The organism is Hymenobacter ginkgonis (genome assembly GCF_009755225.1).
Lineage (GTDB): Bacteria > Bacteroidota > Bacteroidia > Cytophagales > Hymenobacteraceae > Hymenobacter > Hymenobacter ginkgonis.
In genome coordinates this window covers 369,223-395,259 of the sequence record NZ_WQKZ01000004.1, presented here as the reverse complement: position 1 = coordinate 395,259, position 26,037 = coordinate 369,223, and the positions used below count along the sequence as shown (strand labels likewise).

At 60.9% G+C, this 26,037-nt stretch carries 14 protein-coding genes and 1 pseudogene; 2 read left to right on the top strand and 13 right to left on the bottom strand.

Translation table 11 applies throughout. The features are described 5' to 3' along the window. Positions 1–24 precede the first annotated feature (24 nt). The 12 genes and pseudogenes from GO988_RS17670 to GO988_RS24790 all read right to left on the bottom strand — a co-directional run. Positions 25–1,701 (bottom strand): GMC oxidoreductase, encoded by a 1,677-nt coding sequence (locus GO988_RS17670; protein ID WP_157567964.1) that lies wholly within the window; start codon positions 1,699–1,701, stop codon positions 25–27. Positions 1,702–1,803: 102 nt separating this feature from the next. Beyond that, a complete protein-coding gene (locus tag GO988_RS17665; RefSeq protein WP_157567962.1) occupies positions 1,804–2,688 on the bottom strand; it encodes a sugar phosphate isomerase/epimerase family protein in 885 nt (294 codons plus the stop codon). Between the two features lie 44 nt (positions 2,689–2,732). After that, positions 2,733–5,591: a TIM-barrel domain-containing protein gene (locus tag GO988_RS17660; RefSeq protein ID WP_157567960.1), complete on the bottom strand. Its 2,859-nt coding sequence runs from the start codon at positions 5,589–5,591 to the stop codon at positions 2,733–2,735. 124 nt (positions 5,592–5,715) lie between these two features. Beyond that, positions 5,716–8,001, bottom strand: a complete 2,286-nt coding sequence (locus tag GO988_RS17655) for a glycoside hydrolase family 3 C-terminal domain-containing protein (protein WP_157567958.1) — start codon at positions 7,999–8,001, stop codon at positions 5,716–5,718. A gap of 84 nt (positions 8,002–8,085) precedes the next feature. Beyond that, positions 8,086–9,564, bottom strand: coding sequence for a glycoside hydrolase family 30 protein (locus GO988_RS17650; protein ID WP_198172872.1), 1,479 nt, complete (start codon positions 9,562–9,564; stop codon positions 8,086–8,088). Positions 9,565–9,796: 232 nt separating this feature from the next. Next, the gene (locus GO988_RS17645) at positions 9,797–12,205 is read right to left on the bottom strand and encodes a glycoside hydrolase family 3 C-terminal domain-containing protein (protein WP_157567956.1); all 2,409 of its coding nucleotides are present in this window, start codon (positions 12,203–12,205) and stop codon (positions 9,797–9,799) included. Between the two features lie 59 nt (positions 12,206–12,264). Further along, positions 12,265–14,373, bottom strand: a complete 2,109-nt coding sequence (locus GO988_RS17640) for a beta-galactosidase (protein WP_198172870.1) — start codon at positions 14,371–14,373, stop codon at positions 12,265–12,267. A 56-nt stretch (positions 14,374–14,429) separates the two neighbouring features. Next, on the bottom strand, positions 14,430–15,932 hold the full coding sequence (locus GO988_RS17635) for a RagB/SusD family nutrient uptake outer membrane protein (RefSeq protein ID WP_157567954.1): 1,503 nt from the start codon (positions 15,930–15,932) through the stop codon (positions 14,430–14,432). Positions 15,933–16,076: 144 nt separating this feature from the next. Continuing rightward, positions 16,077–19,496 carry a TonB-dependent receptor gene (locus GO988_RS17630; RefSeq protein ID WP_157567952.1) on the bottom strand — a complete coding sequence of 1,140 codons (3,420 nt, stop codon included), beginning with the start codon at positions 19,494–19,496 and terminating at the stop codon, positions 16,077–16,079. A gap of 175 nt (positions 19,497–19,671) precedes the next feature. Next, a complete protein-coding gene (locus GO988_RS17625) occupies positions 19,672–20,730 on the bottom strand; it encodes a FecR family protein (protein ID WP_157567950.1) in 1,059 nt (352 codons plus the stop codon). Positions 20,731–20,876: 146 nt separating this feature from the next. Continuing rightward, positions 20,877–21,473 (bottom strand): RNA polymerase sigma-70 factor, encoded by a 597-nt coding sequence (locus GO988_RS17620; protein ID WP_198172868.1) that lies wholly within the window; start codon positions 21,471–21,473, stop codon positions 20,877–20,879. A gap of 106 nt (positions 21,474–21,579) precedes the next feature. Continuing rightward, positions 21,580–21,642: pseudogene (locus GO988_RS24790) on the bottom strand (hypothetical protein); the annotation flags it as partial. Between the two features lie 298 nt (positions 21,643–21,940). On the opposite strand from GO988_RS24790, the gene GO988_RS17610 reads away from it, so the two are divergent. Continuing rightward, on the top strand, positions 21,941–22,603 hold the full coding sequence (locus GO988_RS17610; RefSeq protein WP_157567946.1) for a helix-turn-helix domain-containing protein: 663 nt from the start codon (positions 21,941–21,943) through the stop codon (positions 22,601–22,603). A 121-nt stretch (positions 22,604–22,724) separates the two neighbouring features. Here GO988_RS17610 and GO988_RS17605 read toward each other — a convergent pair whose 3' ends face one another. After that, the gene (locus tag GO988_RS17605; RefSeq protein ID WP_157567944.1) at positions 22,725–25,343 is read right to left on the bottom strand and encodes a polynucleotide kinase-phosphatase; all 2,619 of its coding nucleotides are present in this window, start codon (positions 25,341–25,343) and stop codon (positions 22,725–22,727) included. Between the two features lie 42 nt (positions 25,344–25,385). On the opposite strand from GO988_RS17605, the gene GO988_RS17600 reads away from it, so the two are divergent. Next, positions 25,386–26,033 (top strand): hypothetical protein, encoded by a 648-nt coding sequence (locus GO988_RS17600; RefSeq protein ID WP_157567942.1) that lies wholly within the window; start codon positions 25,386–25,388, stop codon positions 26,031–26,033. Positions 26,034–26,037: the final 4 nt, after the last annotated feature.

Here is a 26,037-nt window from a genome sequence, read left to right as displayed (position 1 = left end):
TAAGATGTGGCTAAGAAAAAGGGGTTAGACGTTTTGCTTTTTAAGCTCGCTCACGGCGTGGTCTACGGCGCGGGCCGTGAGGGCCATGTAGGTAAGCGAGGGGTTTTGGCAGGCGGCCGACGTCATGGCAGCGCCGTCGGTCACGTACACGTTGGGGGCGTCCCACACCTGGTTGTGCGCGTTGAGGACCGACGTTTTGGGGTCCCTACCCATGCGCGCGGTGCCCATCTCGTGAATGCCGCCGCCCATGTTGTAGCCGTTGTTGTAGGTCGTTACGTTTTTCAGGCCGGCCACTTCGAGCATCTCCTTGGCATCCTGCATCATATCCACGCGCATTTTCTGCTCGTTGTCGCGGATGGTTGCGTCCATGGCCAGCACGGGCAGGCCCCACTTGTCTTTCTTGGTTTTGTCGAGGAAGATGCGGTTGTCGTGGTAGGGTAGGGTTTCGCCAAAGCCCGTCAGGCCCATCGTCCAGATGCCGGGCTCGGTCATGGCCTCCTTCAGCTCGGCGCCGATGCTCATCTCGGCAATGTCGCGGCTCCAGCCCTGGCGGCCGGCGCTGCCCTGGTAGCCAAAGCCGCGGATGTAGTCGCGCTTGTCGCCAAACAGGTTGCGGAAGCGCGGCACGTAAATGCCATTGGCCCGGCGCCCGTACACGTACTGGTCCTCAAAGCCTTCGACGTCGCCGTGGGCACCCGCCCGGAAGTGGTGGTCCATCACGTTGTGGCCCAGCTCGCCGCTGCTGCTGCCCAGGCCCTCGGGCCACACGTCGGTGGCCGAGTTCATCAGCACCCAGGCCGAGTTCAGGGCCGAGGCGTTGAGGAAGATAATCTTGGCGAAGTACTCGTAGGTTTTGTTGGTTTCGGCGTCGAGCACCTCTACCCCCTTCGCACGCTTGGTATCCTTGTCGTAGAGGATTTTGGTGACGATGGAAAACGGCCGCAGCGTGAGGTTGCCGGTAGCTACGGCTGCCGGCAGCGTGGCCGACTGCGTGCTGAAATACGCCCCAAACGGGCAGCCCAGCCAGCACTTGTTGCGGTACTGGCAGTTCACGCGGTTGTTGTGGGGCTTCGTGATGTTAGCCGTGCGCCCAATCACCATGTGGCGGTCTTTGTAGTGCTTTTTAATGCGGGCGGCCACGTCCTTTTCCACGCAGTTCATCTCCATAGGCGGCATAAAGTCGCCGTCGGGCAGCTGGGGTAGGCCGTCGCGGTTGCCGCTAATACCCGCAAATTTCTCGGCGTGGCTGTACCACGGCGCCAGGTCTTTGTAGCGAATGGGCCAGTCCACGGCAATGCCGTCCTTGGCGTTGGCTTCGAAGTCGTAGTCGCTCCAGCGGTAGCTCTGCCGGCCCCACATCAGCGAGCGCCCGCCTACTTGGTAGCCCCGAAACCAGTCGAAGGGCTTCACCTCCGCGTAGGGGCTGTCCTTCTCGTTCACCCAGAAATCGAGGTTGGTTTCGTTCAGCGTGTAGTCGCGGCTTAGCACCGGGTAGTCGGCTATCATCTGCTGGGTTTTGCCGCCGCGGTGCGGAAATTCCCAGGGCGCCTTGTTGGCGTTGACGTAGTCTTTGATATGCTCGACGTTGCGCCCGCGCTCCAGCATAATCGTTTTCAAACCTTTCTCGGTCAATTCCTTAGCAGCAAAGCCGCCCGAAATGCCGGAGCCGATGACGATGGCGTCATACGTGTACTTTTCCATAGGAGGAGGTGGGTGGGAATAAGTTACAATGGTTAAGGTGCTAATGATTAATGGCTAATTTTAACGCATTAACCAGTAGCCATCAATAAATTAACCATTAGATTATACGAGCGTGCGCTTGATATGCGCGATGCTTTTTTGAATGCTATCGAAGGGCGAGCCGGGCGTTTTGTCCTGCTCCACAAAGAAGTATTGCAAGCCTGCCACCTTGGCCTGGGCGAAGATGCGCTTGAAGTCGATGCTGCCTTTGCCCACCTCCGTGAAGTTGCGCTCGGGCGTCTTATCCATGTCCTTCACGTGCCAGAGCGGGAAGCGGCCGGGGTGCTTCTGGAACATCGCCACCGGGTCTTGCCCGGCCTTGGTGGCCCAGTACAAGTCAAGCTCCATTTTCACCAGGTTTTTGTCGGTCATGGTCAGCAGCGTGTCGTAAGGCAGTTTGCCATTTTGCGGCGCAAACTCAAAATCGTGGTTGTGGTAGCAAAGCTGAATACCCGCTTTTTTGCAGCGCTCGCCGGCCTTGTTGAGGCGGTCGGCCAGCAGCTTGTAGTGGTCGAGGTCACCGCGCTCGCTCTCTATTAAGTAGGCGCACACCATATACTTAATGCCCACCTGGGCTGCATCATCCACTGCCCTGTCCCAGCCGTGCAGAATGGTACCTTGCGTAGGCTGGCCATTGTTTTCGGCTTCACCCAGCACATAGTGGCTGCTGGGCATGATGAGTCCGTTCTGCTGCAATACCTTCGCAAACGCGGCGGGCTCCATGCCGTAAAACTTTTGGCTGCCAGTGTAGGTGGCGCCTTCTACCGAATTGTAGCCCAATTGCGCTACCTTCGCTAGCGTGCCCGCCGGGTCTTGTTGCATGGCGTCGCGCACAGTATACAGCTGTAAGCCAATGTATTGCTTAGGAGCGGCGAGGAGGGTAGGGCTGAGTAGCACGCCTGCCGAAAGCAAGCCAGCGGATTTTACAAAAGCGCGTCTGGAATTCATAGAAGCACGTGGGTGGGATTAATGGATGTAAATGAGGCCGTAAGTTATTGCATTTTAATCATTACTGCACTACCCGAATAGGTTAAAATGCTGGCCGGTGCCGCGTCTAGGTTAAAACCAGTTGCCTTTTCGGGGCTTACCCACACCACCCGAAAGGTGCGCTGAGCCAGCATGCCCGGAAAAGTGCCTTTTCGCTCGCCGATAGTAAGGGTTTTGGCCTGCTCATTATAGCTGAGCGGGATGGTAGCAAAGGCGCCTTTCTCGTAGTTATAATTCACGTTTTCGTCCTCGTAGAGCGAAAACGCCCCGTTCTGACCCGTGTACACGTAGAGCGTGAGCACATCGGCGGGCTTCTCGGCGGCGTACTGCACGGCCGGGCCGAAGGGTAGTATCGCGCCTTCGCGCACGAAGAGGGGTAGGCGTTCGAGCGGCGCATCTACGGTCAGCTTTTGGCCGCCGGCGTAGTGCTGGCCGCTGTAAAAATCAAACCAACCCGTGGTGGCCGGCAGGTACAGCTCCTTGGTGCGCGCCCGGTAGTCCGTGACAGGCGCCACTAGCAGGCTAGAGCCGAACATAAACTCGTCGCCGATATTCCGCACCGCCGCGTCGGCGCCGAAGTCCATCACCAGCCCGCGCATAATGGTCGAGTTTTGGTGGTGCACCTGCCCGGCCAGCGAGTAGAGGTAAGGCATCAGGCGGTAGCGCAGTTGGTCGTAGTAAAGCATGCTTTGGTAGGCGGGGTGGCCGGCCGGCGCGATGTTGTAAATCTCGCGGTACGGAAACTGCCCGTGCACCCGAAACAGCGGGCAAAACGCCCCGAACTGGTACCAGCGCGTCTGTAATTCGCGCCACTCCTCCTGGTCTTGGGCGTTGGGGTGCTCGTAGCGGCGCTCCACGGCAAAACCGCCGATGTCGGTGGTCCAGTAGGGCAGGCCCGAGAGCGACATGTTGAGCCCAGCCGGAATCTGGTTCTTAAAATCCTCCCAGCGCGAAGCAATGTCGCCGCTCCAAATGGCCGCCGCGTAGCGCTGCGAGCCCGCGTAGCCCGAGCGCGTCAGCAAAAACACCCGCTGGTTGGGCGCCGTGGCGCGCTGCCCTTCGTAAATGCCCTTAGCATTTTGCAGCGGAAACGCATTGAAATACTGCGTGCTAGAGCCAATGGCGGGCGCCATCAACTCCTTGCGGGTCTGCACGTTGGTGTTTGAATAAATGTCGGGCTCCGAAGCGTCCATCCACCAGGCGTCGATGCCCTTGGTGAAGAGCTTAGCGTTCATCAAATTCCAAAACGCGGTGCGGGCCGCCGGGTTAAAGGCGTCGTAAAACGTGGACGTGTAGCCCGGCGCAATCCAATCCTTGGTGCGGTTGGCGACGTTGCGGGGGTAGAGGTAGCCCTTGGCCTTGAAGTCGCTGTAAACCGGAATGCCCTCGTAAATCTTGGCCCACACCGAAATCATAAAGTGCAGGTGGTCTTGCTCGTGCAGCGTTTTAATCAGCCCGGCCGGGTCGGGAAAGCGGCTGGGGTCAAACTCCTGGCTGCCCCACTCGGCGGGCTTCCAGTACGACCAGTCGAGCACAATATTATCGAGCGGCACTTGGCGCTTCCGAAACTCAGCGGCCACGTCGAGCATTTCCTGCTGGGTTTTGTAGCGCTCGCGGCTCTGCCACAGGCCCATGGCCCACTTGGGCACCACGGGGGTAGGGCCCGTAAGCTGCCGGTAGCCGCTAATCACCTCGTCGGCCGAGTTGCCCTGCACGAAGTAGTAGTTGAGGTCGGGCCCGGCTTCCGAGCGGAAGCCGTATTCTTGCTGGTGCGCGCCTACCAGCGGGCTCAGCCACTTCAGGCCCAGGTACGACTCGCCGCCGTCGGGATTCCACTCCAGTTTGAACGTGTATTTGCGGCCCTTCACCAAGTCTAAGCTCACCACCGACGTACCAGGATTCCAGGCCTGGCGCCACTTGTTCACCACCTCCTTGCCGTCGATGTAGAGCTTGGCGTAGCCGGCATTCTTCAGCAAAAAGTGGTGCAAACCCGTACTGCCCGATTCGATGCTACCCTCCCAGGTAGCGGCGACCTCGCCGAGCTTGACGGGGGTAGGGAAGTTTTTCTGGTCTTCGAGATACTCGTAGTCAATCACCGATTCGGGCCGTTGCACCACCACTTCGCCCGGTTTGGCCTTGCTGAAGTAGGTGGCCGTGAGCCAGCCCGGCTCGCCGGTTTTGGCGTACAGCTTCAGGGTCGAAAGCGGCTCATAGTCGCGGGTGTCGCCGACTTTGGTGATGGAATAATTATCCCACAAAATGCCGTACTTCTTGCTCGATACCAAGAAGGGCACCGCCACGTCGGTGTTGTTCTGGGCCAGCTCTACCTGCTGGCCTTTGTAGTTCATGGTGCCGTTTTGGTGCTGGCCCAGGCCATAAATTCCTTCCTCGGTGGGCGACTGAAACACCTGCTGCACCTGGTAGAGCGGCTGCCCATCGGCCACGGTGGGCACGAAGATTTTGCCGCCGCCCGCCCGCTCCTGCACCAGCAGCTGGCCGGTGGCATCGGCAAAGCTGACCTCGCCCGTGGTAAGCGAAACAGTGGCCGTGAGGGCGGGCGTGGTGAGGCGCCCTACCCCCTTCTTTTCGGTGTACTGCCACGTGGGGGTGGGCCCGATTTGGGGTACCACCATCAGGCTTTTCAGCGTCGAAAGGGTATCGAGCGGCGAGGCCTGCACGTGGATAACCTTATCCGACACCACTTGCAGGCGCAGTGTGCGCACGGCGTCGGGGGTAGGCGTAGGCAAGTGAATCAGCACCCCATCGGCCTGCCTCGCCACCTGGGCCTTCTGGGCCGACGCCGCCAGGGCTGAAGTGAGCAGACAAGTGCCTACTAAGGCAAGCCGGGGGTAGGAGGTTAACATCGGTCTAATAACCACTAGTTTATGAGAGGTAATAGCCGGCTTTTGCCTGCTAGGGTGGGGCAACTTGTTCTTATAGCAGCCCCACCTCCGCGGGGGTGGGGCTGCTATAAGGCCAGTCAATCTCCTACAGCGTCACGTTACCCGTCAGGCGAATGTCGCGCGAGGAACTGCCCACCAGCACGTCAAACTTGCCGGGCTCCAGCACCCACTGCTTTTTGGCCTCGTCGTAGTATTGGAAGGCGTTGGTATCGAGCGTCAAGTCCACCGTTTTCGTCTCGCCGGGCTTCAGAAACACCTTCTGGAAACCTTTGAGCTCCTTTTCGGGGCGCTTCACGCTGGCTTGCTCGTCCTTCACGTACACCTGCACCACTTCGGCGCCGGCCGTTTTGCCGGTGTTCGTGACGGTGAGCTGTACAGTGGCACTTTGGGCGCCGGGCGTCACGCGCAGCTTGTCGTACTTAAACGTCGTGTAGCTCAGGCCGTGGCCGAAAGCAAATTGCGGCGCCACTTTATAGGTGTCGTAGTAGCGGTAGCCCACCCAAATGTCGTCCTTGTAGGTCTGCTTCAGCGGGTTGCCGGGGGTGCTGGGGTACTCGCCCAGCTTCATGGCCGGCGCATCTTCGAGCTTCACCGGGAACGTGACGGGCAGCTTGCCCGACGGATTAACGTCGCCAAACAAGATGTGGGCCAGCGCATTGCCGCCCTCCATGCCGGGGTACCACGCCTCGATAATGCCCTTGGCCTGGCCGGCCCAGGCCGCTGTTTCGATGGGCCCGCCGCCCAGCAGCACTACCACCGTGCGGGGGTTAGCAGCCAGCACAGCTTGCAGCAGTTCCTCCTGCCCAAAGGGCATTTTCAGGTCAGGCTTGTCCACGGCCTCGGCATCGTAGGCATTGTCGCTCCACTTGGTATAGTCGTAGCCGTGCGTCGAGCCGCCCACGAACAGGACCACGTCGGCGGCTTTGGCGGCGGCCACGGCCTCGGCAATTAGCTGCGGGTCAGCCTTTTGGTCGCGGGCTATTTTGTAGCCCGGCGCGTAGGTGATGGTGGCCGAACTGCCCAGCTCGTTCTTAACCCCCTGCAAAGGCGTGATTTCGTACTTGGCCTTTAGCTGGCCGCTGCCGCCGCCCATGGCGTTTTCGCGGCTGGCGTTGGCGCCGATGACGGCAATAGTCTTCGTCGATTTTTGGAGGGGTAGGATACCGTCATTTTTGAGCAGTACAATGCCTTCCTCGGCTACTTTGAGGGCCGTTGCTTGGTGCTCCTTGGTGTTGTAGGCGCCGGGCTGGCGCTTGGGGCCACCCAGCATGTGCGTGGCAAACTCCACGCGCAAAATGCGCCGCACCTTGTCGTCAATCAGCGGCAGCAGCGTGGGGTCTTTTTTTACCGCCGCCAGGGCCGGGTCGGCCATAAAAAAGCGGTCGTAGAGGCTGCGGGCGGGGGTAGGGGCGGCGGTGCCCGCGCTGGCCGTGGCGGCGCTCTGGTCGATGCTGCTGTACATGAGCGCCAGGTCGGTGCCCATTTCCAGGTCGGTGCCGTTGCGCAAGGCATCTTGGGTGTTGTGCACCGAGCCCCAATCGCTCATCACCAAGCCCTTAAAGCCCCATTCGCCCTTCAGAATGGTGTTCATCAGGTAGGCGTTTTCGGTGGCGTAGGTACCCCGAAACTTGTTGTACGAGCCCATCAGCGAGTACACGCCGCCCTGCTGCACAGCTGCCTTAAAGCCCGGCAGGTAGATTTCGCGCAGCGCCCGCTCGCTCATATCCACGTCGATATCGTCGCGGTGCGTTTCCTGGTTGTTGGCCGCGTAGTGCTTCACGCAGGCCGACACGCCCTGGTCCTGCACCCCGCGGATGTAGCCCACCACCATCTTCGAGACGAGAAACGGGTCTTCGCTGAGGTACTCAAAATTGCGCCCATTCAGCGGCGCGCGCATGATGTTGATGCCGGGGCCCAATATCACATCCTTCCCCCGCGCATTGGCCTCGCTGCCCAGCACCGTGCCGTAGGCGTAGCCCAGCTCGGGGTTCCAGGTCGAGGCCAGCGTGTTGTTGGTAGGCAAGTAGGTGCCGGCGTCGTTGGCGCCCACGGGCGGCTTCCAGTTGCGGCCCTGCTCGGGGCGCACGCCGTGCGGCCCGTCGGAGGTCATCAGCTCCGGAATGCCCAGCCGCTCGATGCCGCCGGCCGCAAACGCCGAGTTGGCGTGCAGCATGTGCACCTTCTCCTCCAGCGTCATCTGCTTAATTAACGCGTTGATTTTAGCGTCGTTGGCAGTAAGGGCCACCTGCCGGTTGGCGGGGGGGGTAGGGGCTTTGGTTTTGGTAGCGGGTTTGGTTTGGGCCAGGCCGATGTTCGTGGCGAGGGCGCAGCAGCCTAGCAAGGCCGCAAACCGGGAGGATTTGGCAATCATAGAAGGGGTGGGACGTAATAGAAAGCGAGCAGTAGTTTTTCGAGGGGCACCAAAATGCTCATCAAAAGCTCATCGGGTGGAAAATTAGTGCAGCAGCAGCGTATTAAAGGAATTGGCCTGGAAAACCGGAGCCAGCGTGCGCGCTCCTATTTTGAAGCGCACGGCCTGGGCCTGGCTACCCTCGTTTTGGGCCACTACCACTATGCTTTTATCGGGGTTCTGGAAGGCGAGCAAGTTGGTAAAAGCACCGCTGGTGCTCAGTCGCTTAGCGCCCGGCTGCACGTAGTGGCTCAGGTGCTTCAATAGGTAATATTCGGGGTTAAACTGGTAGGTTTTGGCCGTTTCATCGACCGTAACAAGCGAGTTTTGGCTCCAGCCCCAGCGGCTAATACCGCCTTTTTTGAGCGACGTATTCCAGTATAAATACGCGTTGGCGCCGCTGGTTAGGTACTGCTTCATCAAGCCCCAGGTGTACACGCAGTACTTCCAGTCGTTCTTGCCATCGCCGCATTCTTGCTCGGTTTGGTAGAGCGTGAGGGCCGGGTAGCGCTGGTGCACGCCCGCAATGGCGCCCTTGCCCGCCCACTGAAACCCTACCCCCTTGATGGCCGGGCCGCTGCGTGGGTCGCGCAGTACGCTATCTACTAGCGTCTCATTGGCGCGCTCCATAGTGCCAAAAAACAGGTCTACCTTGCGCGAAGCGAGCTGCGGCTGCAGGTAGCCCACGAAGCGCGCCAAGCCGCCCGCCGTCCAGGGGCAGCTCGGGAATACCTGCGGCGAATTAAACTCGTTCTGCGGCATCACCATGCCAATGCGGATGCCGCGCTGCCGGTACGCATCCAGAAATTTGGCGAAGTACAAGGCGTAGGCCGTGAAGTACTTATCTTCCTGGATAAATAAGTTGTGGCCTTCCTTGCCCTGCCGATCCACGGGCAAGCCGTTCTCGGCCAGCGTTGGAAATACTTTGCGGTACTCGGGCAGCACGGCCGCGGCGGCGTAGTGGTGGTTGTACTTCATCCAGGTGGGCGGGCTCCAGGGCGAGGCCCACAGCGCCAGCGCCGGCTGGTAGCGCTGGGCATTTTTGATGAACGGAATCAACGTCTGCTCATCATTGGCGATGCTAAAGTGGGCCATCGCAAAGTCGCCCGGCGTCTCATCGTACGAGTACCAGTCGCGCGAAAAGTCATTGGCCCCCACCGGCATCCGGCAAATGGTGAAATTGGCGCCTACGCCCGGCGCAAACAGCTCGCGCATAATGCTTTCGCGGTCGGCAGGGGGTAGGGTACTCAAGGAAGTCCAGCCCAGCTCATTAAAGCACGTGCCAAACCCCTGGATGGTTTGCAGCGGGTGCGCCAAGTCGATTTCGGCGTCGGCCGCGCCAGCCGGGGCGGTGGCCACTAGCTTGGGCTGCACCACCCAGGGGGCCGTGGGCGTGGTGGCTACCCACTCGGCGGCGGCTGTTTGGGCGGCGGCGGGGCCGCTCAGCAGCGCGGCCCCGCCCGCCAGCAGGAAGCGCATGGCGAAGTGGAAAGGCCGGTTTAAAAATAGCTGGCTGCGGCTCATGTGGGGGTAGGGGGTAAGATAAAAACAGATGCGACTGGTTTGGCGCTTAGGCAAAAACCAAGAAAAATCAACCAGCAAGAACGGCCTGCTGAGCCCCGCGAAGCATCGCGCTCGCTTCGTTGCCCCAGCATGGGTTACTGCTGCCCGCGCGATGCTTTGCGGGGCTCAGCAGGCCGTTCTTTTTTGCGGCTATTTAAATTTCAGACAGGGTGCAAAGTCAAAACCGCGCCGCCTATTTCGCTTGGGCGGGCGCTTTCATCTCGGCAATGGGGGCTTGGGGCACGAGCAGCGGGCGGCTTTTCTTCACCACTACTTCCTTGGGCACGGTAAAGGTGGCGGTTTGTTTGATGGCCAGCGACGACCCGCCCGCCCGCACGGTGTAGGTGCCGGCATCGGCAATCCACGACTCGGCCGCCGTGTTGTACGAAGCCACATCGGCGGCCGTGAGTGTGAAGCGCAGCGTTTGCGACTGGCCAGGCTGGAGCAAGCCGGTTTTAGCAAAGGCTTTCAGCTCGCTTTCGGGCTTGGCCAGCTTGCCGGCCGGGGCGTGCACGTACAGCTGCACCACTTCCTTGCCCGCCACTTTGCCACTGTTGGTAACGCTGAGCGAGGCCGTGATTTTGCCGGCCAGGGTGGGCGCACTCAGTTGGAGTTTGCCGTAGGTAAAACTGCTGTAGCTCAGGCCGTAGCCAAACTCATAAGCCGGCTTCACCTTAAAGGTATTGTAGTAGCGGTAGCCCACGTAAATGCCTTCGTTGTAGGTGTTGGCCGAGGGGCGGCCCATGAGCGAGTTGTTGGTGCCGGTGCTGCCAGGTAGGGCCTTGCCCGGAAATTCGCTGGCGTAGGGCACGTCTTTATAAGCCATCGGGAAGGTAGTGGCCAGCTTGCCCGAGGGGTTGGTTTTGCCGCTCAGCACGTCGGCCAGGGCGTAGCCGCCCTCCTGGCCTGGCTGCCAGGCCAGCAAGATGGCATCGGCCAGCGAGCGCCAACTGGCCACCTCCACCACGCCGCCCACGTTGAGCACCACCACCACTTTCTTGCCCTGCGCACGGAAGGCCGTACTCACCTGCTTAAGCAGCGCTTGCTCGGCGGCCGTAAGGTCGAAGTCGTTGGCTACCTGGCGGTCGCCGCCCTCGCCGGCGCTGCGGCCGATGGTGATGAGCGCCACGTCGTTGGCCTGCGCTTGCTGCACCAGGGCATCGGAGGGCGCCATTTCGGCGATAACGGGCGCGGGGTCCAGCAGACCCTTGGTTTTGGGCAGTTTGGCTTTCTCAGCCCGCAGGTATTGGCCGTAGGCGTCCGTGAGGGTCGCATCGACGGCAAAGCCCGCCTCGCGCAAGCCCTGCGCGGGCGAGATGGTGTAGGCGCGGTTGACGTCGCCGCTGCCGGTGCCGCCCGCAATCAAATTATACGACGTGTTGCCGAACAGCGCCACCTTGCGGCCCGCGGCCAGGGGTAGGGCCTGGGCTTCGTTGCGCAGCAGCACCATGCTTTCGGCGGCGGCCTGGCGGGCCACGGCGGCATCGGCCTTCAGCGCGGGCTGACTGCTATACACAGCACCCTTGAAAGTGGGCGATTTTAGCACCAGTTCCAGCACGCGGGTTACGTTGGCGTCGAGCTGGGCGGGGGTGAGCTGGCCACTTTTGAGGGCCGCCAAAATGGCCTGGGTCTGGGCGGCGGTGCCGGGCATCAGCAGGTCGTTGCCGGCTTTCAGTTGCGCCACGGGGTCTTTGCCGCCGTACCAGTCGGTCATTACCAGCCCTTTAAAGCCCCATTCCTGGCGCAATAGGGTCGTGAGTAGGTCGGGGCTTTGCGAGGTGTAGGTGCCATTTACCAAGTTGTACGACGACATCACCGTCCAGGGCTGCGACCTGGCCACCGCCAACTGAAAGCCCTTCAAATAAATCTCGCGCAACGCGCGCTCGCTCACCGCCGAGTTCAGCATCATGCGATTAAACTCTTGGTTATTAACAGCAAAGTGCTTGACGGAGGTGCCCACGCCGTTCGATTCCACGCCATTCACCAGGGCGGCGGCCATGCTGCCGGCCACCACGGGGTCTTCGGAATAATACTCGAAGTTGCGCCCGCCCAGCGGGTTGCGGTGGATATTCATGCCCGGCCCCAGCAGCACGTCGATGCCGAATGCCCGCACTTCGCTGCCAAATGCTACCCCCACCCGGTACACCAAGGTCGTGTCCCAACTCGACGCCAGCAGCGTCGCCACTGGAAAGGCCGTGGCGTAGAAAGTTTTGGTGCTGTCGCCCTTGCGAATGGCGTCGATGCGCACCCCCGCCGGCCCGTCCGAAAGCGTGAGCGACGGAATACCGAGCCGCGCGATGGCGTGCGAACGGCCCGCCGCGCCGGGTACTTTCTCCGGAATTTTATCGTCGCCGGGGTCGCCCGGCGGCAGCATGCCGGCCGGAAAGCCCGAGGGATAAAAGCCCATGCCCACCACCAGCTTCACTTTTTCTTCGGGCGTGAGGGCCGCTAGCACTTCTTTGAGGCTCGCCTTGCCCAGCTGGGGTAGGGGGGCCGTGGTTTGGGCCGAAGCCGCGGCGCTGCTCCCCAGCAGCACGGCCAGCGTGAGGGTGCGAAGGCTGGGCGTGCGCCGGGCAGCGCGTGGGCGGGTTTTGCTATTCATAACAAGCTTGAAATACAGCCGATTGGCCGTGGTGGGTGGGGGGGATAGGGGGTAGGAGCTTACTTTTCGACCACAATTTGCACCCCCCAGGGCGCCAGTTGCAGCGGCTGGTTTTTGGCTACGGCGGTGCTGGTTAGTAGCTCCTGGCCGGGGCCGTAGGGGTAGGGCAAAGTGCGGGGCGCGGCCGAATAGTTGAAGTAATAATGCACTTTTTTCTGCTGTTGATTGACGCCCGACCGCGTAATAAGTGGGAAGTACGCCTGCTGGTCGGGGCCCCAAAGGCCGGCTTTCTGCACAGCGTCGGCCACTATTTTTTCGGTTACGGCGGCGCTGGTGCCGCAGCCAATATAGGTGGCCAGGCCCTTGCCGTAGTGGTTCTGGGTGATGGCCGCGTACTTGCCCCACACCGGGTGGTCGTAGCTGGCCAGTACCTGGGCCGTGGTGGGCGTAAGCAGCTCCATCCAGGTCATTACCTGGTTGTGGGCCGTGCCCACCTGGTAGGGGTCACCCTTCAGCGCGACGCCCACCGGCAGGGTAAACTGGCTGTAAGTCACGCCGCACGCCTCGGCAATAATGCCCGGCTGGCGCGTGGCGCGCACCTTCACATTCTCGTCCGAAAAGCCGCTCTTGAAGGTGTACACCACATGGCCGCCGTTGCGCACAAACTGGTTTAGGCGCTCGAGCAGGGGGGTAGGGGCGGCGTACAGGGCGGGCACCAGCAACAGCTTGTATTGCGCTAGGTTGGGGCTGGAGGGGTCCACGAAATCGCAGCCCACGTTCTGGCGGTACAGCGCATCGTAGAGCGGGCGCAGCACGTCGTTGTAATTCTCCTTCGCGCCCCAGCCGAAGCTAAACCACTTAAAGCCCGTCAGGGCTTCGTTGCTGAACAGAATGGCCACCTGGTTCGTCTTTTTCAGGTTGACGAGCTGCGGGCTTAGCCGCTGAAAATCGCGCCCGATGGTGCCCGCCTCGTCGTAGGTCGGGTTGGGCTCGAAGTCGTGGCTTAATAGGCCTTTCCAATACGTTTCGGCCGAGTTGTGGATGGAGTGCCAGTGCCAGTACTCCAGCATGTTAGCCCCCGATGCCAGGTGGCTGAACGCCTGCTGCCGCAATTGGCCGGGGTAGGGTACCCACTGCGGAAAACCCTGGGCCTCCGTTTCGATAACGAAGTAGTTTTGGCCGGCCTTTAGCGAGCGGGCCACGTCGCCGCCAAACGCGATTTCGGTGCCCGTGAGCTGGTCTTGGCTGGGGTGGTAGATGTCGATGCCGGCTACGTCGAGCGCCCGGGCGGCGGCCATCTGGTCCACATCGGGCTGGATGCCGTAGGAGTAGCCGCGCCACTCCAGGTCGAAATTTTGGGTGATGAATTGGCCCGGCCGCTTGTACTCGCGCACCAGGCCAGCCTGCCAGGCCAGGTAGTCCGTCACGAGTTGGCGCTGAAACTTGCTGAACTCGCTGCCCAAACTGGCGTTGATGGTACCAACCGTCGAGGGGAAGTCGTCCCAATTATTGATGCGGTTGCTCCAATAATCCAGCCCAAAAGCCAGGTTCAACGCGTCGAGCGACGGGTACTTCTTTTGCATGTACTGCACAAAGAGCTTCTGCACCGCGGGTCCGGCCGTGTTGTAGGCTTTCGTCTCATTATCAACTTGGTAGCCAATAATGGCTGGGTGGTCCTTCACGTGCGCCAGCATGGCCCGAATCACGCGTTCGGCGTGCTGCCGAAAGTCGGGGTTCGAGATATCCATGTTTTGGCGGGCGCCGTACTGGTTGGGCCCACTGGGCGTAATGGCCAGCACGCCCGGGTACTTGCGCACCAGCCAGGTAGGCACGGCATACGTTGGCGTGCCGATAATCACCTGGATGCCGCCCTGGTGCATGGCGTTCAGCACCCGGTCGATGTGCGAAAAATCGAACACGCCCTCCTGCGGCTCCACCGTGCTCCACGTCGATTCGGCGATGCGCACCACATTAATGCCGGTTGCCTTCATCATGGCCACGTCCTTGTCGAGGCGGTCGTAGGGCATGTACTCGTCGTAGTAGGCCACCCCATACAGCAGCTTGGTGAGCTTGGGGACCTGCGCGGCAGCCGGCGCCGTTGCGCCGCCGAGCAGCCCGCAGGCTACAGCTATTAGCTTGGGTAAGAAGGGAGTAGGGCGTGGCGGCATAGGGCAGAAAAACGAACGGCCACTAGGAGGGTAGCGGCCGTTCGAGGGGGGTAGGGCTAGTAGCCGGGGTTCTGGGTCAGGTTAGGATTGACGTTGATTTCGGACTGCGGAATGGGCAGCAGGTTGTTGAACTCCTGCACGCCCTTGCCCTGGGCCTTGAGCGTGGCCACCAGCTTGCCGGTGCGCTTGAGGTCGTACCAGCGGTCATTCTCAAAGGCAAGTTCTAGGCGGCGCTCCTGAATAACGGCGGTCTTAAAATCAGCAAAGCCGGCGGGGGCAGCCGTGAAATCTACGGCTGGCGCCGGCGTATTGATGGCCAGGCCAAAAGCCCGACGCCGCACTTTGTTAACGGCCTCGATGCCCTCGGTAGTCGGCCCAACGGCCTCGGCTAGAATGAGGTACATCTCCGCCAGGCGCAGCACGGGCACATTGAGCGGCGAGTCCCAGTTGTTCACGTTCACAGTGCCCACGAAAAACTTGCGCACGTTGTAGCCGTTGGGGTCGCCCACCAGCGTGGCGGGCTGCACCTGGCCGTCGGGGTACTTATCGCCGGGCACAAACAGGGTGACGGCCCGGCGGGTATCGCCGGCGGCGTAACTGGTTACCAGGTCTTTTTCGGGCACGTTGAAGCCGTAGCCACCCGACGATACCACGTAGGGGCTGCCAAAAAAGCGTGCGCCCCAAAACTCATTCACCGGGCTGCCGGGGCCGTCGGTGGTGTAGCTGTTGAGGCCATTCTTGTACTGCACTTCGAACAGCGATTCCTGGCCGTTCTCGGTTTCGACGCGGAAGTTGTCGGCAAAATTGGGCCACAGCGCCTTGCCCGAACCCGTGATAACGGCGCGGGCCTGGGTCGCGGCGTTGGCCATGTCGCCCTGCGTGAGGTACACCTTGGCCAGCAGCGCCGTGGCCGACCACTTGGTGGCGCGGCCCAGGTCGTCGGTCGTGTACGAGGCCGGCAGCTTGGTAATGGCGTCGGTCAGGTCCTTAATAATCTGGGCATATACCTGCGCTTGGGGCGTGCGCGTGACGGTGGCGGCCTCGGCGGCGCTAGTGGCGGGCGTCAGCACCAGCGGAATGTCGCCGAAGGCCCGCACGAGGTAGAAGTAGTACAGGGCCCGCAAAAACTCCGCCTCGCCGAGGCAGCGGTTTTTAATGGCGGCATCCATCGTGATATCAGGCACGCGCAGCAGCACTTGGTTGGCGGCCCCAATGCCCAGGTAGGCCCGCTGCCAGTGGCTGGTAGTGAGCGGGTTGGTAGCCGGAATGGTAAAGTTGTCGAGCTGCTGAAACTCGATGCCATCGGCCGCGCCGCCGCCGCCCAGGAAGGAGTTATCCGACATCACATCGCCGATGCCCCAGAGCGAGTAGCTGAACATGCCGTTCTGGTTGAGCTGCGAGTACGTGGCCGTAGCCGCCTGAATAGCATCGGTTTGGGTCTTGTAGAAGTTTTCGGTCGTAACGGTATTCGTTGGCTGCAAGTTGAGGTACTCTTTGGTGCAGCCGCCGAGCAGGCCGAGCGCGAGCGTCGCGGCTCCGATGCGTGTAATAGTTATCATGGGGTAGGGAAATCAGAAAACGGGTGGGAGATGGGGAAATGGTTATCAACTAAATGATTACTGGTTAATAAGGGGGTAGGGAATGCTACAAAAAGCATGGAGTACCAAGCATCAACCGGTAATCATTTAGCTAGTAATCATTAATCAAAAGCCGACATTGAGACCGGCCAGCAGCACGCGGGCCTGTGGGTACACCCCCCGGTCGACGCCGAAGCTGCCGCCCTGGTTACCCAACTCGGGGTCGAAACCTTTGTATTTGGTGAAGGTCACCAGGTTTTGGGCGCTCACGTAGATGCGCACCCGCTGCACGGCGGGCACCTTGCTAAACACCGTTTGCGGGATGGTGTAGCCCAGCGTCAGCAGCTTAATGCGCATGTAGGAGCCGTTTTCCACGTAATGGCTCGAAATGCGTAGGTTCTGGTTGGGGTCGCCGGCCACGGCGCGGGGCACGTAGTTGCTGGTGCCGGGGCCAGTCCAACGGTCGAGGGTAAGGGTGCTGGCGTTGGAAGCACCGTAGAGGCCGCCTTCGGTGTAGTAGCGGTTCAGGTTGTACACGTCGTTGCCCTGCGAGCCTTGCAGGAAAACGTTCAGGTCGAAGCCCTTCAGGGTAAAGGTGTTGTTCAGGCCGTAGGTGAAATCCGGGTTCGGGTTGCCGATGTAGGCCTGGTCGTTGGCATTGATAATGCCGTCGCCATTCAGGTCTTTATACTTGATATCGCCAGGCGCCGTGCTCTTGGTAGGGTCGGTGCCGGCCACCTGCACCGCCGACTTAGTAACCTCGTCAGCCGTCTGGAAAATACCGTCGGCCACGTAGCCGTAGAACGAGCCAAACGGTACGCCCTCGGCGTAGCGCACCAGGTTGCCGCCGCCGCGGGTGCCCTGGCCAAAGTAGGGCTTACCCTCGCCCAGCGACACGAGCTTGTTGCGGTACATCGAGAAGTTGAGCGTCGTCGTCCAGGTAAAGCCGGTGCCGCTGCTCACGAAGTTATTGGTCGTGATGGCCAGGTCTATGCCGCGGTTGCGCGACGAGGCGGCGTTGATAACGTTGTTTTCAATGGTGCCCGACGTGGTGGGCGGCGGCACCGACGCAATCAGGTTCGGCGACGAGCGGGTGTACAAGTCTATGCTGGCGTTGATGCGGTCTTGAAACAAGCCCACGTCGATGCCCACGTTCACTTGCTCGTTATTCTCCCAGCGCAGGTTGGGGCTGCCGAGGCGGGTAGGGGCACCGCCGGTATTCAGGTTTTGGCTGCCCGACCCAAACACGTACGAGGTGCCCGGCACGCCGTTGGTAAGGAAGTTGTTTGAGTTAATAGTGGTCAGGTACTGGTAGTTGCCGGCATTGTTGGGGTTGCCTACTTTGCCGTAACCCCCGCGCAGCTTCAGGTTGCTAATGGTGGTGTTGTCTTTCAGGAAATCTTCTTCCGAAATGCGCCAGCCGGCCGACACGCCGGGGAAGAAGCCGAACTTGTTGTCGATGTCGAAAGCCGAACTACCGTCGTAGCGGGCAATGGCCGAAAACAAGTACTTGCCCGCAAACTCGTAGTTGATGCGGCTGAAGTAGCTCGACAGGCGGTTGGTGCCGTTGTCGCCAGTATTGCTAATCAAGGCATTAACGGGGCCCTGGTTTAGCACTTGCAAATTGTTGCTGTAGCCCACGCGGGTGCCGCCAAGCGTGCTGTAATTGAACTGCTGCGCCGATTGGCCCACCAGCACCGTCAGGCTGTGCTTTTCGGCAAAGGTGTGGCTGTACGTGGCCGTATTCTCAATTAGGTAGCTTGGGTTGTAGGCCGAAGTGCTGGTCAAGCTGGCCTGCGACACCGGGTACTTCGACGAGCCCACAATGGATGGGAAGAAGTTGTCGGACTGGTCAAAAATCAGGTCCGTGCCCACGTTGGTGCGGAAGCGCAACCCTTTCAGCGGCTCAAATTCGGCGAAGAACGTGGCCGTGGCCCGGTTGCGGGTGTGCTTGAGGCGGGGGCGCAGGGCGGCCGTCACGGGGTTTTCCTCGCCGTAGTTATCCGCCGACGTGAACTCGTAAAAGCTGCCATCGGCGTTGTACACCGGCGCCGTGGGTGGCGCCTGCAAGGCCAGCTGAATGACGCCGCTAAACTCGTTGTTATTGTTGTTGTTCTGGTGCTCCTCTAGGTGCGTGAGGGCCAGCGTGTTGCCGATGCGGAAATTCTTGCTGAGCGCCACGTCGCCGTTGGCCCGTAGCGTAAAGCGGGTGAAGTTGGAGTTGATAATGGTGCCGTCCTGCTGGAAGTAGCCGGCGCTCACCGCGTAGCGGGCCTTTTCGCTACCCCCCGTTGCCGACACGTTGTAGTTCTGAATGCGGGCCGGGCGGAAAATTTCATTCAGCCAGTCGGTGCCGGTGCCGAGCGCCGCCGGGTTGGCGTATTTCGCAATAGGAATCAGGCCGCCATTGGTGCGGGCCTCGTTGTTGAGGGTCGCAAACTGCGCGGCGTTAAGCAGCGGAATCTGGCGCCATACGCGCTGCTGGCCCACGTACCCGTCGGCGTTGACGGTAGCCGTGCCGGCCTTGCCGCGCTTGGTCGTAATAATGACTACCCCGTTGGCGGCGCGTAGGCCGTAAATAGCCGTAGACGAGGCATCTTTCAGCACGTCGATGCTCTCGATGTCGTTGGGGCTGATGGTATTGAGCGTTGTATCATCGCCCGACGGCAGGGGGTAGCCATCCACCACATACAGCGGCGTATTGTCGCCGGCCGAAGTGATACCGCGCACCCGAATGGAAGTGCCGCCCGCGCCGCCCGGCGCCCCCGAGTTCGACACTACCTGCACGCCCGCCGCCCGGCCCTGAATGGCCTGCGCCGCATCGGGCACCGGCTGCGAGGCAATGGCGCGGCCCGATACCGAGGCCACGGCGCCCGTCACGCTCTGGCGCTCTTGGGTGCCGTAGCCCACCACCACTATTTCCTTCAGCGACTGCGCATCGTCGACCAGGCTGATGACGAGGCCGCTGGTGGCGCCCGTCACGGCCCGCTCCTGGCTTTTAAAGCCTACCGAGCTAAATACCAGCGTGCTGCCTTCGGGTACATTCAGCGAAAAACTGCCGTCGGGCCCGGTGGAAGTACCGGTAGTAGTGCCCTTCACAAGTACCGTGACGCCGGGCAGGCCTTCGCCACTGGCCTGCGTCACGCGGCCCGATACGGGCACGTTGGCCGCCGCCGAGGTAGGCTTGGCCTGGCTCAGGATAACGCGGTTGTGGTGCACTTCGTACGCAATCTTGCGCGGTGCCAGCAACTCGTCCAGCACTTGGGTAAGCGGCTTGTCAGCCACTTGCAGCGTCACGCGCCGGTTGGCGCCAATGAGCGTAGGGCTGTACACAAACTTGATATTCAGCTGCTTTTCCAACTGGTCGAGCACTGCCTCAATCGTCTGCGATTCCGCTTTGAAAGAGATTTTGCGGTCGAGCACAATCTGCGTCCTAACGGCCGTGGCCGTTGCCATGCCGCTGAGGGGGTAGGCCAGGCAGAGGTGAAGCGCAAGCACGCTGGCGGGGCGCCAGAGTCCTCGGGGAGAGAGTAGGTCGTTTTTCATACGCCAGAATTGTTTGGGGTGGGGATGGAAGGAAAACGCAAGCCGGCCCGCTTGAAAAAAGCGAACTAGCCGAATAGCCAAGTGCAGCTAGCTGCGGTAGGCGGGCAGTGCAGAGTGCAAGGAAAACCGGGTAGTTACCGGCCACGGACCAGTGGCAAAGGGCAGCTGCAGCGGGCTAGCTAGGAAGCTTACAGCCGTTGCTTTCGAAAATAATCTGGGCGTTGTTTGCCATTTTATACTTGGCATCCAAGGCTTTGCAGAGCGTATCTAATTGTTCGAATAACGTTTCGTCGCTGAAACTTATCGTGATGGTGCACTCGCTCAGCCGTAGCGGGTCGTACACGATATTCACGCCGTAGGCTTTTTCCAGCGCCATCAGCACCTCGGGCACCGGGCGGTTGCGGAAGGCCAGCAACTGGGGCGTCAGTAGCAGCGGCTTCTCTACCAGAGACTTAGCTAGCTGCTTGGTGGCGCCCGAGTACACTACTTGCTGGTTGGGCAGCAGCAGCACGCCCGCGGCGGCCGGCTGGGCGGGGGTAGCATTCAACTCGGCTCCTTGGCGGGCCTGCACGGCTACCCGGCCCTCGCGCACCGCCACTTTGGCCTCCTGGTCAGAGTAGGCCGTTACCAAAAAACTGGTGCCCAATACGGTCGTTACCAGCTTGTTGGTATACACCAGGAAAGGGTGCTGCGGGTTTTTGGCTACCTTGAAAAACGCCTGGCCCTGGAGGTATACTTCGCGGCGGTGGCCCGCAAAGCCGGCTGGGTATTTCAGGGTGCTGCCCGTCGATAGCGTTACCTGGCTGCCATCGGCCAGGCACAGCGTTTCGGCGTGGCCGTGGCTGCTGCGCAGCAGCCACTGGGGCTGTGGCGCCTGGGCAGCGGCACTGTGGCGGTAGGCCTGGGGCAGCCACCAGCTTAGGCCGCTGCCGAGCACCAGCGTGGCGGCCGCCGCCCAGCGCAGGGCTGGCGCCTGCCAAAAGCTCCGGGTTTGGGCTGGGCGGGCGGGCACAAGGGCTGGCAGGGGGGTAGCCGCGGCCTCATCGGCCGTGAGCTGCCTGATGCGCTGCCACATGGCCGCGCGCACTTCTTCCTGCATGCTGGCGGGAAGGAGGTATTCCTCGTCCTGGCCCAGGGTTGCGCTCCAGCGCTCTACCAGGCGCTGCTCTTCGGGCAGGCATTTGCCGTCGAGGTAGCGTTGGAGCAGGGCGTCGAAGGCGGCTTGGCTCAGCATGGGAAAGCGGGGGCGAGGGGCGTCTACTAAGGAAGACGCGCAACTGCCAGGTACCCCTAACCCAAGGCTGATTATTTTTTTGAAAAAACGAATTAGTGGCTGATTAAAAGCGCTTTGCTTACTAGGGGGCCAGCACGGCGCTGGCCCTAGCGCACAAAAAGCAGCGCCAGGCTTGCCAGCACAAAATCCTTAAGGTGCCCGCGCAGCAGGCGCAGCGCCTTGGTGAGGTGGTACTCGACGGCCTTCGACGATAGGTTGAGGCGCAGGGAGATTTCCTGCACCGAAAAATATTCAAGCCGGCTTAACCGAAATATTTCCCGCGACTGCTCGGGTAGGCGCAGCAGGGCCTTGGCATAGGCCTCGGTCAGGTCGGCGGCGGCCAGGGCCTGCTCGGTTTCCTGCGTGGTTTCGCGCTGGTAGGTGCGGCAGTAGTCGGCGTAGGCCGTGCGCACTTGGTGCGCCCGCAAGTACCCGATTATGCGCCGCTGAATGGCCGCCAGCAGGTAGTGCTCGGGGTGCTGAATGGCGTGCTGGGCGCGCTTGTGCCACAGGGCCGCAAATAAATCCTGCACCAGTTCCTCGGCCGTTTCCCGCGATTTCAACCTGCGGTAGGCCAGCGCAAACACGCGGTACCAGTAGCGCTCATACAGCTCGGCAAAGGCGCCCCGGTCGTCGGCTCGCAATGCCTCCAGCAAGGCCTCATCGGTCCAGGAAGCGTAGGCTCGTAGCGATAAAGAACTCACGAGACGATGAAAAATAGGTGGGAAACAGAAAGGGCGTAAGGTCTGGTAAATGTACAGTGCCGTACTGGTAAATCAATAGCCGCTGCCTAACCCAGTGGCAACATACTTAAGGGGGGTAGGGTAGTGGCTGCCAGTGGGTTGGTAGGCAGTGCGCAGCTGTATTTGTGCCGCTAGCTTCTGGACAATGGGCAGCGGCTGGTGCGGCTTGCGCTGCCCGAAGCCACTCGCCGCGGGCCTACCCCTGCTAGCGGCGCCAAGGCCCTGGGCGTGGCCAAAACCCACCGCTCACTGCCGAAAACCCGGTGCCAGCAACCCAAAGCCAGTGGTTTGCCCACTTAGCAAAAGCGATTACCCCCTGCTTAGCTCACAAAAATTCTGGGTGAAAGTGATGAGCCTTGGTTATCAATATACTAACTAGTAGGTAATTTCCCGACGCTATTATTATTCATTCATTCTTGACTCTCACTATGGAGCAAAGAATTCAAATGCGCATTGCCCAAATTGCGGCAGCGGCCGACTTTTTCCCCGGCGTCGTCATTGTGCACGATTTGCGCACGATGGGCGTGGCTTATATGTCGCAGCGGGGCTTGCGAATGCTAGGTACTACCCTAGCCGAGCTGCAGGCGCTGGGCAGCGACTACAACCTCAAGTATTTTAACCCCAGCGATGCCGAGGAGTACATTCCGAAGCTGCTGGGCATGCTGGAACGCAACGAGGAAGATGAGATAGTATCCTTTTTTCAGCAGGTGCGCACCGCCGACAGCCCCGACTGGGTCTGGCACCTGAGTACCGTACGGGTGCTGCTGCGCGACGACCAGCAGCGGCCCCTGCTCTCGATAACGTTTGCCTCCCCCATCAACCTGCTCAGCCACGTGACGCCCAAGGTGGCGCGCCTGCTGGAGGAAAACGCGTTTTTGCGCAAAAACCAGCTGCTGTTTGCCCAGCTCACTAGGCGCGAGCGGCAGGTGCTGCAACTGCTGGCCTTGGGCAAAAGCTCCGGAACTATCGCTAAAGAGCTGTTTATTTCGACTAACACCGTGATTACGCACCGGCGCAACATCAACGCCAAGCTGCACCCCGAAACGCAGCAGGAGTTGGCGCGCTACGCCTACGCCTTCGACCTAGTATAGGGGGTAGGGATGGAGCAACTGCTTACAGCAGTAGGGCAATTAGCCAAAACTCTGCGCTAGAACGTCCTGCTTCGACAAGCTCAGTAGGACGTTCTAGCGCAGAGTTTTGGCTACTGAATTTTTACAGGCGCGGGTCTACGGCCTCGCTTTCCAAGGCCAGCACGCCAAATACGCACTGGTGCACGCGCCGCAACGGCTGGCCGGCTACAAACCTTTCCAGCCCTTCTACGCCGAGCGCGAACTCGCGCAGGGCGAGGTTGCGCTTAGCTTTTACATTGCGCTGGCGCAGACGCTCCAAGTTGCCGGGCAGCAGGTAGTCGGGGCCGTATATGATGCGCAGGTATTCCCTACCCCGGCATTTTAGGGCGGGCTGCAAGAGGCTTTTTTGGCCCTGCGGAATGAAGTCGTAGGGCTTCACCACCATGCCTTCGCCGCCGGCGGCGGTGAGGTCGGTCCACCACTGAATGGCGTTTTCCACCTCGGCCGCGTCGCCTAGGGGCACTACGCGGTAGGGCGTGGCGCGCAGCAAGCCGGGGTCGGCGAGGGCGAGGCTGCGCAGGGTTTCCATGTGCCAGGCGTGGTCGCGGTCGAAGTAGGTTTTGCCTTCGGTGGCGAGCAGGTGGAAGGGCGCCAGCTTGAGGTCGTCGAGCGCGTGCACGGGCCAGCAGTAGCGGCGGTAGGCATCGGCGTAGTCGGCGGCGGCTTGGCGGCGGGCGGTGGTGCGGGCCAGCAATGCTTCGGCGCCGTCGAGGTCTCGGGCAGCGGCTTCGGCCAGCACGGCCTCGACCTGGGGTAGGGCAGCGGTGGCGGCGGCCGCTACGGCGGCGTACTGGTTTTTCACCAACTCCTGCGCCTTGGCCGACCACGGCAGCAGCTCGGCATCGAGGCATACCCAGTCGGTGCTGAATTTCTCCCAGAAGCCGGCCGTGGTCAGCGCGTCGCGCAGGCGGGCCAGGAAAGCGGTTTCCAGGTCCTTGTCAGTGAAGAAATTGCGGCCGGTGCGGGTATAGCACTTGCCGATGCCTTCGCCCGTCAGCCCCAGGCGGCACTGGATGGCGGCCTCGTCCTTGCCCAGCACCACAACCACGCGGCTGCCCATGTGCTTTTCTTCGCACACCACGCGCTCCACGCCCAGCTTTTGGTAGTAGGCGAAGGCTTCGGCGGGGTGTTCGAGCAGGTCGGGCAGCTCCGAGGTTTCGGTGGGCGACATGGTGGGCGGCAAATACAGCAGCCACTTGGGATGCAGCGCAAAGCGCGACATGACTTCCAGCGCGGCCACCGCGTTTTCCTCGCGCACGGTGACGCCGCGCAGCAGCCGGGTTTCGATAAACTGCTTGCCCGTGACGTCCCGAATGTCGAGCACGTCGTCTTGCTGGTGCTGGGCGCTGAGGTCGCCTTCGGCAGCGGCGCCGGCCGCCGCTAGCTGGGCAGCGCGGTAGTTGAGCGGGCGCGCCGGCTCGCAGTACACGCGGGCGGCGGGCACGGCCACCAGCTCGCGCTCGGGGTAGCGCAGGGCGGTGAGGCGGCCGCCAAATACGCAGCCCGTGTCAATATCAATGGTGTTGTTGAGCCACTCGGCATCGGGCACGGGCGTGTGGCCAAACACTACCATCGCCCGGCCGCGGTACTCGCGGGCCCACTCGTAGCGGATGGGCAGGCCAAACTCGTCGATTTCGCCGGTCGTTTCGCCAAACAGCGCGAAGGCTCGCACGGCGCCCGAGCCGCGGCCCTGCATCTCCTCGGTGAGGCCGGCGTGGGCCACCACCAGCTTGCCGCCATCGAGCACGTAGTGGCTCACCAGCCCATCCAAAAACTGCCGCACCTGCCCCTTAAAGCTGTCCGACTCGCCTTCGAGCTGGGCCAGGGTTTCGGCCAGGCCGTGGTTGGCGGTCACCTTCTTGCCGTTGAGGTGGCGCAGCAGCTTGATGTCGTGGTTGCCGGGCACGCACAGCGCCGCGCCGCTGCGCACCATGCTCATCGCCAGCCGCAACACCTGCGGCGAGGCCGGCCCGCGGTCCACGAGGTCACCTAGGAAAATGGCCCGCCGCCCGGCCGGCGGCGTCACCCGGATGCCGAGGTCGCGCACGTCGGCCACCGGCTCGGCCTCCACTACATACCCTAGGTCGCCCAGCAGCGCCAGCAGCTCGTCGTAGCAGCCGTGCACATCGCCGATGATGTCGAACGGCCCCGTTTCCTCCTTGCGGTTGTTGTAGAGCCGGTCGCGCAGAATGCCCTGCACGGCGTCTACTTCCTCCACCCCGCGCAGGTGGAAGATGTGCCGGAAGCCCTCGTCGCGCAGGTTGCGCAGGCTGCGGCGCAGGTCTTGGCGATGGCGCGCTATCACGTGCGGGCCCATACCGCGGCGCTCGGGCCGGTGGGCGTTGCGCTCGTGGGCCACGGCATCGGGCACGTCGAGCACGATGGCCACCGGCAGCACGTGGTACTGCCGGGCCAGGGCCACTAGCGGCTTGCGGCTCTCGGCCTGCACGTTGGTGGCATCGATCACCGTGAGCAGCCCGCGCTTCAGGCGCTTGGCCACCAGGTAGTGCAGCAGCTCAAAGGCGTCGCCGCTCGCCGATTGGTCGTTCTCATCATCGGCCACCAGCCCCCGGCACACGTCCGACGACACTATCTCGGTGGGCTTAAACAAGCGCCGGGCAAACGTAGACTTGCCCGCCCCCGAGCTGCCAAGGAGGAGAATAAGGGATAATTCGGGAAGCTTGAGGGTATCTTGGGGCATTGAAGAAAAGCCGGGAATTAGGCACTCGGCACAGCGAAAGCAATGGAAGGATTAACTGTTCGCAAGAAAGTCATACCACAAGCAAGTTCCACTGCTACTAGCCCTGCCGATGTAGCAATTGGTATCTTGATTTTTGTGGTAATGCTCGTGGCTATTCCATTCTTGCTGATTGGGATACTCATCGGCATACTGCGCGACAAATTTGCTCCACCAAAGCCAACTAAGCCTGTTCAGCCCCGCCCTATTGTTAGGCATGAGGTACTTAATAGCCTTTTCCCCCTTCACTACCACTACATCATGGGCGATGAGATTTCAGAAGGAGCCTGGGATTACTTTGATGATGAGCCGCTTATTATCTATCAGCCGGGCACGAGTAATGACTTTTTTGAAGGATACTTTTCCAACTTCAAGATTGAATGCCCTCGGGGTATTTTTGTGCAAAAAGTTAATTTTAACTCTACTCTTACCGAAGTAGAATCAATGCCGCTTTGCTTCTTTAATTATAATACTAAAGAATCAGAAGAACTCCTTGACTTAAAAGGTTATACCCTTTACACAATAGAACAACCAAACTGCTTCACAATTACTGCTACTAATCAGGAGGACAATGTGGAAGAATTTGCGGCTAAAGAATTTGAATTGGAAATTGTCCTCACCGATGCGCTCTATTCTCCTCCAGAAGCCTTTTGAAGAA

Bases quoted from the DNA above. Each gene is read 5' to 3' on its own strand.
- GO988_RS17655 (WP_157567958.1), bottom strand. From the start codon at position 8,001: ATGATTGCCAAATCCTCCCGGTTTGCGGCCTTGCTAGGCTGCTGCGCC.
- GO988_RS17670 (WP_157567964.1), bottom strand. From the start codon at position 1,701: ATGGAAAAGTACACGTATGACGCCATCGTCATCGGCTCCGGCATTTCG.
- GO988_RS17610 (WP_157567946.1), top strand. From the start codon at position 21,941: ATGGAGCAAAGAATTCAAATGCGCATTGCCCAAATTGCGGCAGCGGCC.
- GO988_RS17665 (WP_157567962.1), bottom strand. From the start codon at position 2,688: ATGAATTCCAGACGCGCTTTTGTAAAATCCGCTGGCTTGCTTTCGGCA.
- GO988_RS17605 (WP_157567944.1), bottom strand. From the start codon at position 25,343: ATGCCCCAAGATACCCTCAAGCTTCCCGAATTATCCCTTATTCTCCTC.
- GO988_RS17660 (WP_157567960.1), bottom strand. From the start codon at position 5,591: ATGTTAACCTCCTACCCCCGGCTTGCCTTAGTAGGCACTTGTCTGCTC.
- GO988_RS17625 (WP_157567950.1), bottom strand. From the start codon at position 20,730: ATGCTGAGCCAAGCCGCCTTCGACGCCCTGCTCCAACGCTACCTCGAC.
- GO988_RS17630 (WP_157567952.1), bottom strand. From the start codon at position 19,496: ATGAAAAACGACCTACTCTCTCCCCGAGGACTCTGGCGCCCCGCCAGC.
- GO988_RS17645 (WP_157567956.1), bottom strand. From the start codon at position 12,205: ATGAATAGCAAAACCCGCCCACGCGCTGCCCGGCGCACGCCCAGCCTT.
- GO988_RS17650 (WP_198172872.1), bottom strand. From the start codon at position 9,564: ATGAGCCGCAGCCAGCTATTTTTAAACCGGCCTTTCCACTTCGCCATG.
- GO988_RS17635 (WP_157567954.1), bottom strand. From the start codon at position 15,932: ATGATAACTATTACACGCATCGGAGCCGCGACGCTCGCGCTCGGCCTG.
- GO988_RS17640 (WP_198172870.1), bottom strand. From the start codon at position 14,373: ATGCCGCCACGCCCTACTCCCTTCTTACCCAAGCTAATAGCTGTAGCC.
- GO988_RS17600 (WP_157567942.1), top strand. From the start codon at position 25,386: ATGGAAGGATTAACTGTTCGCAAGAAAGTCATACCACAAGCAAGTTCC.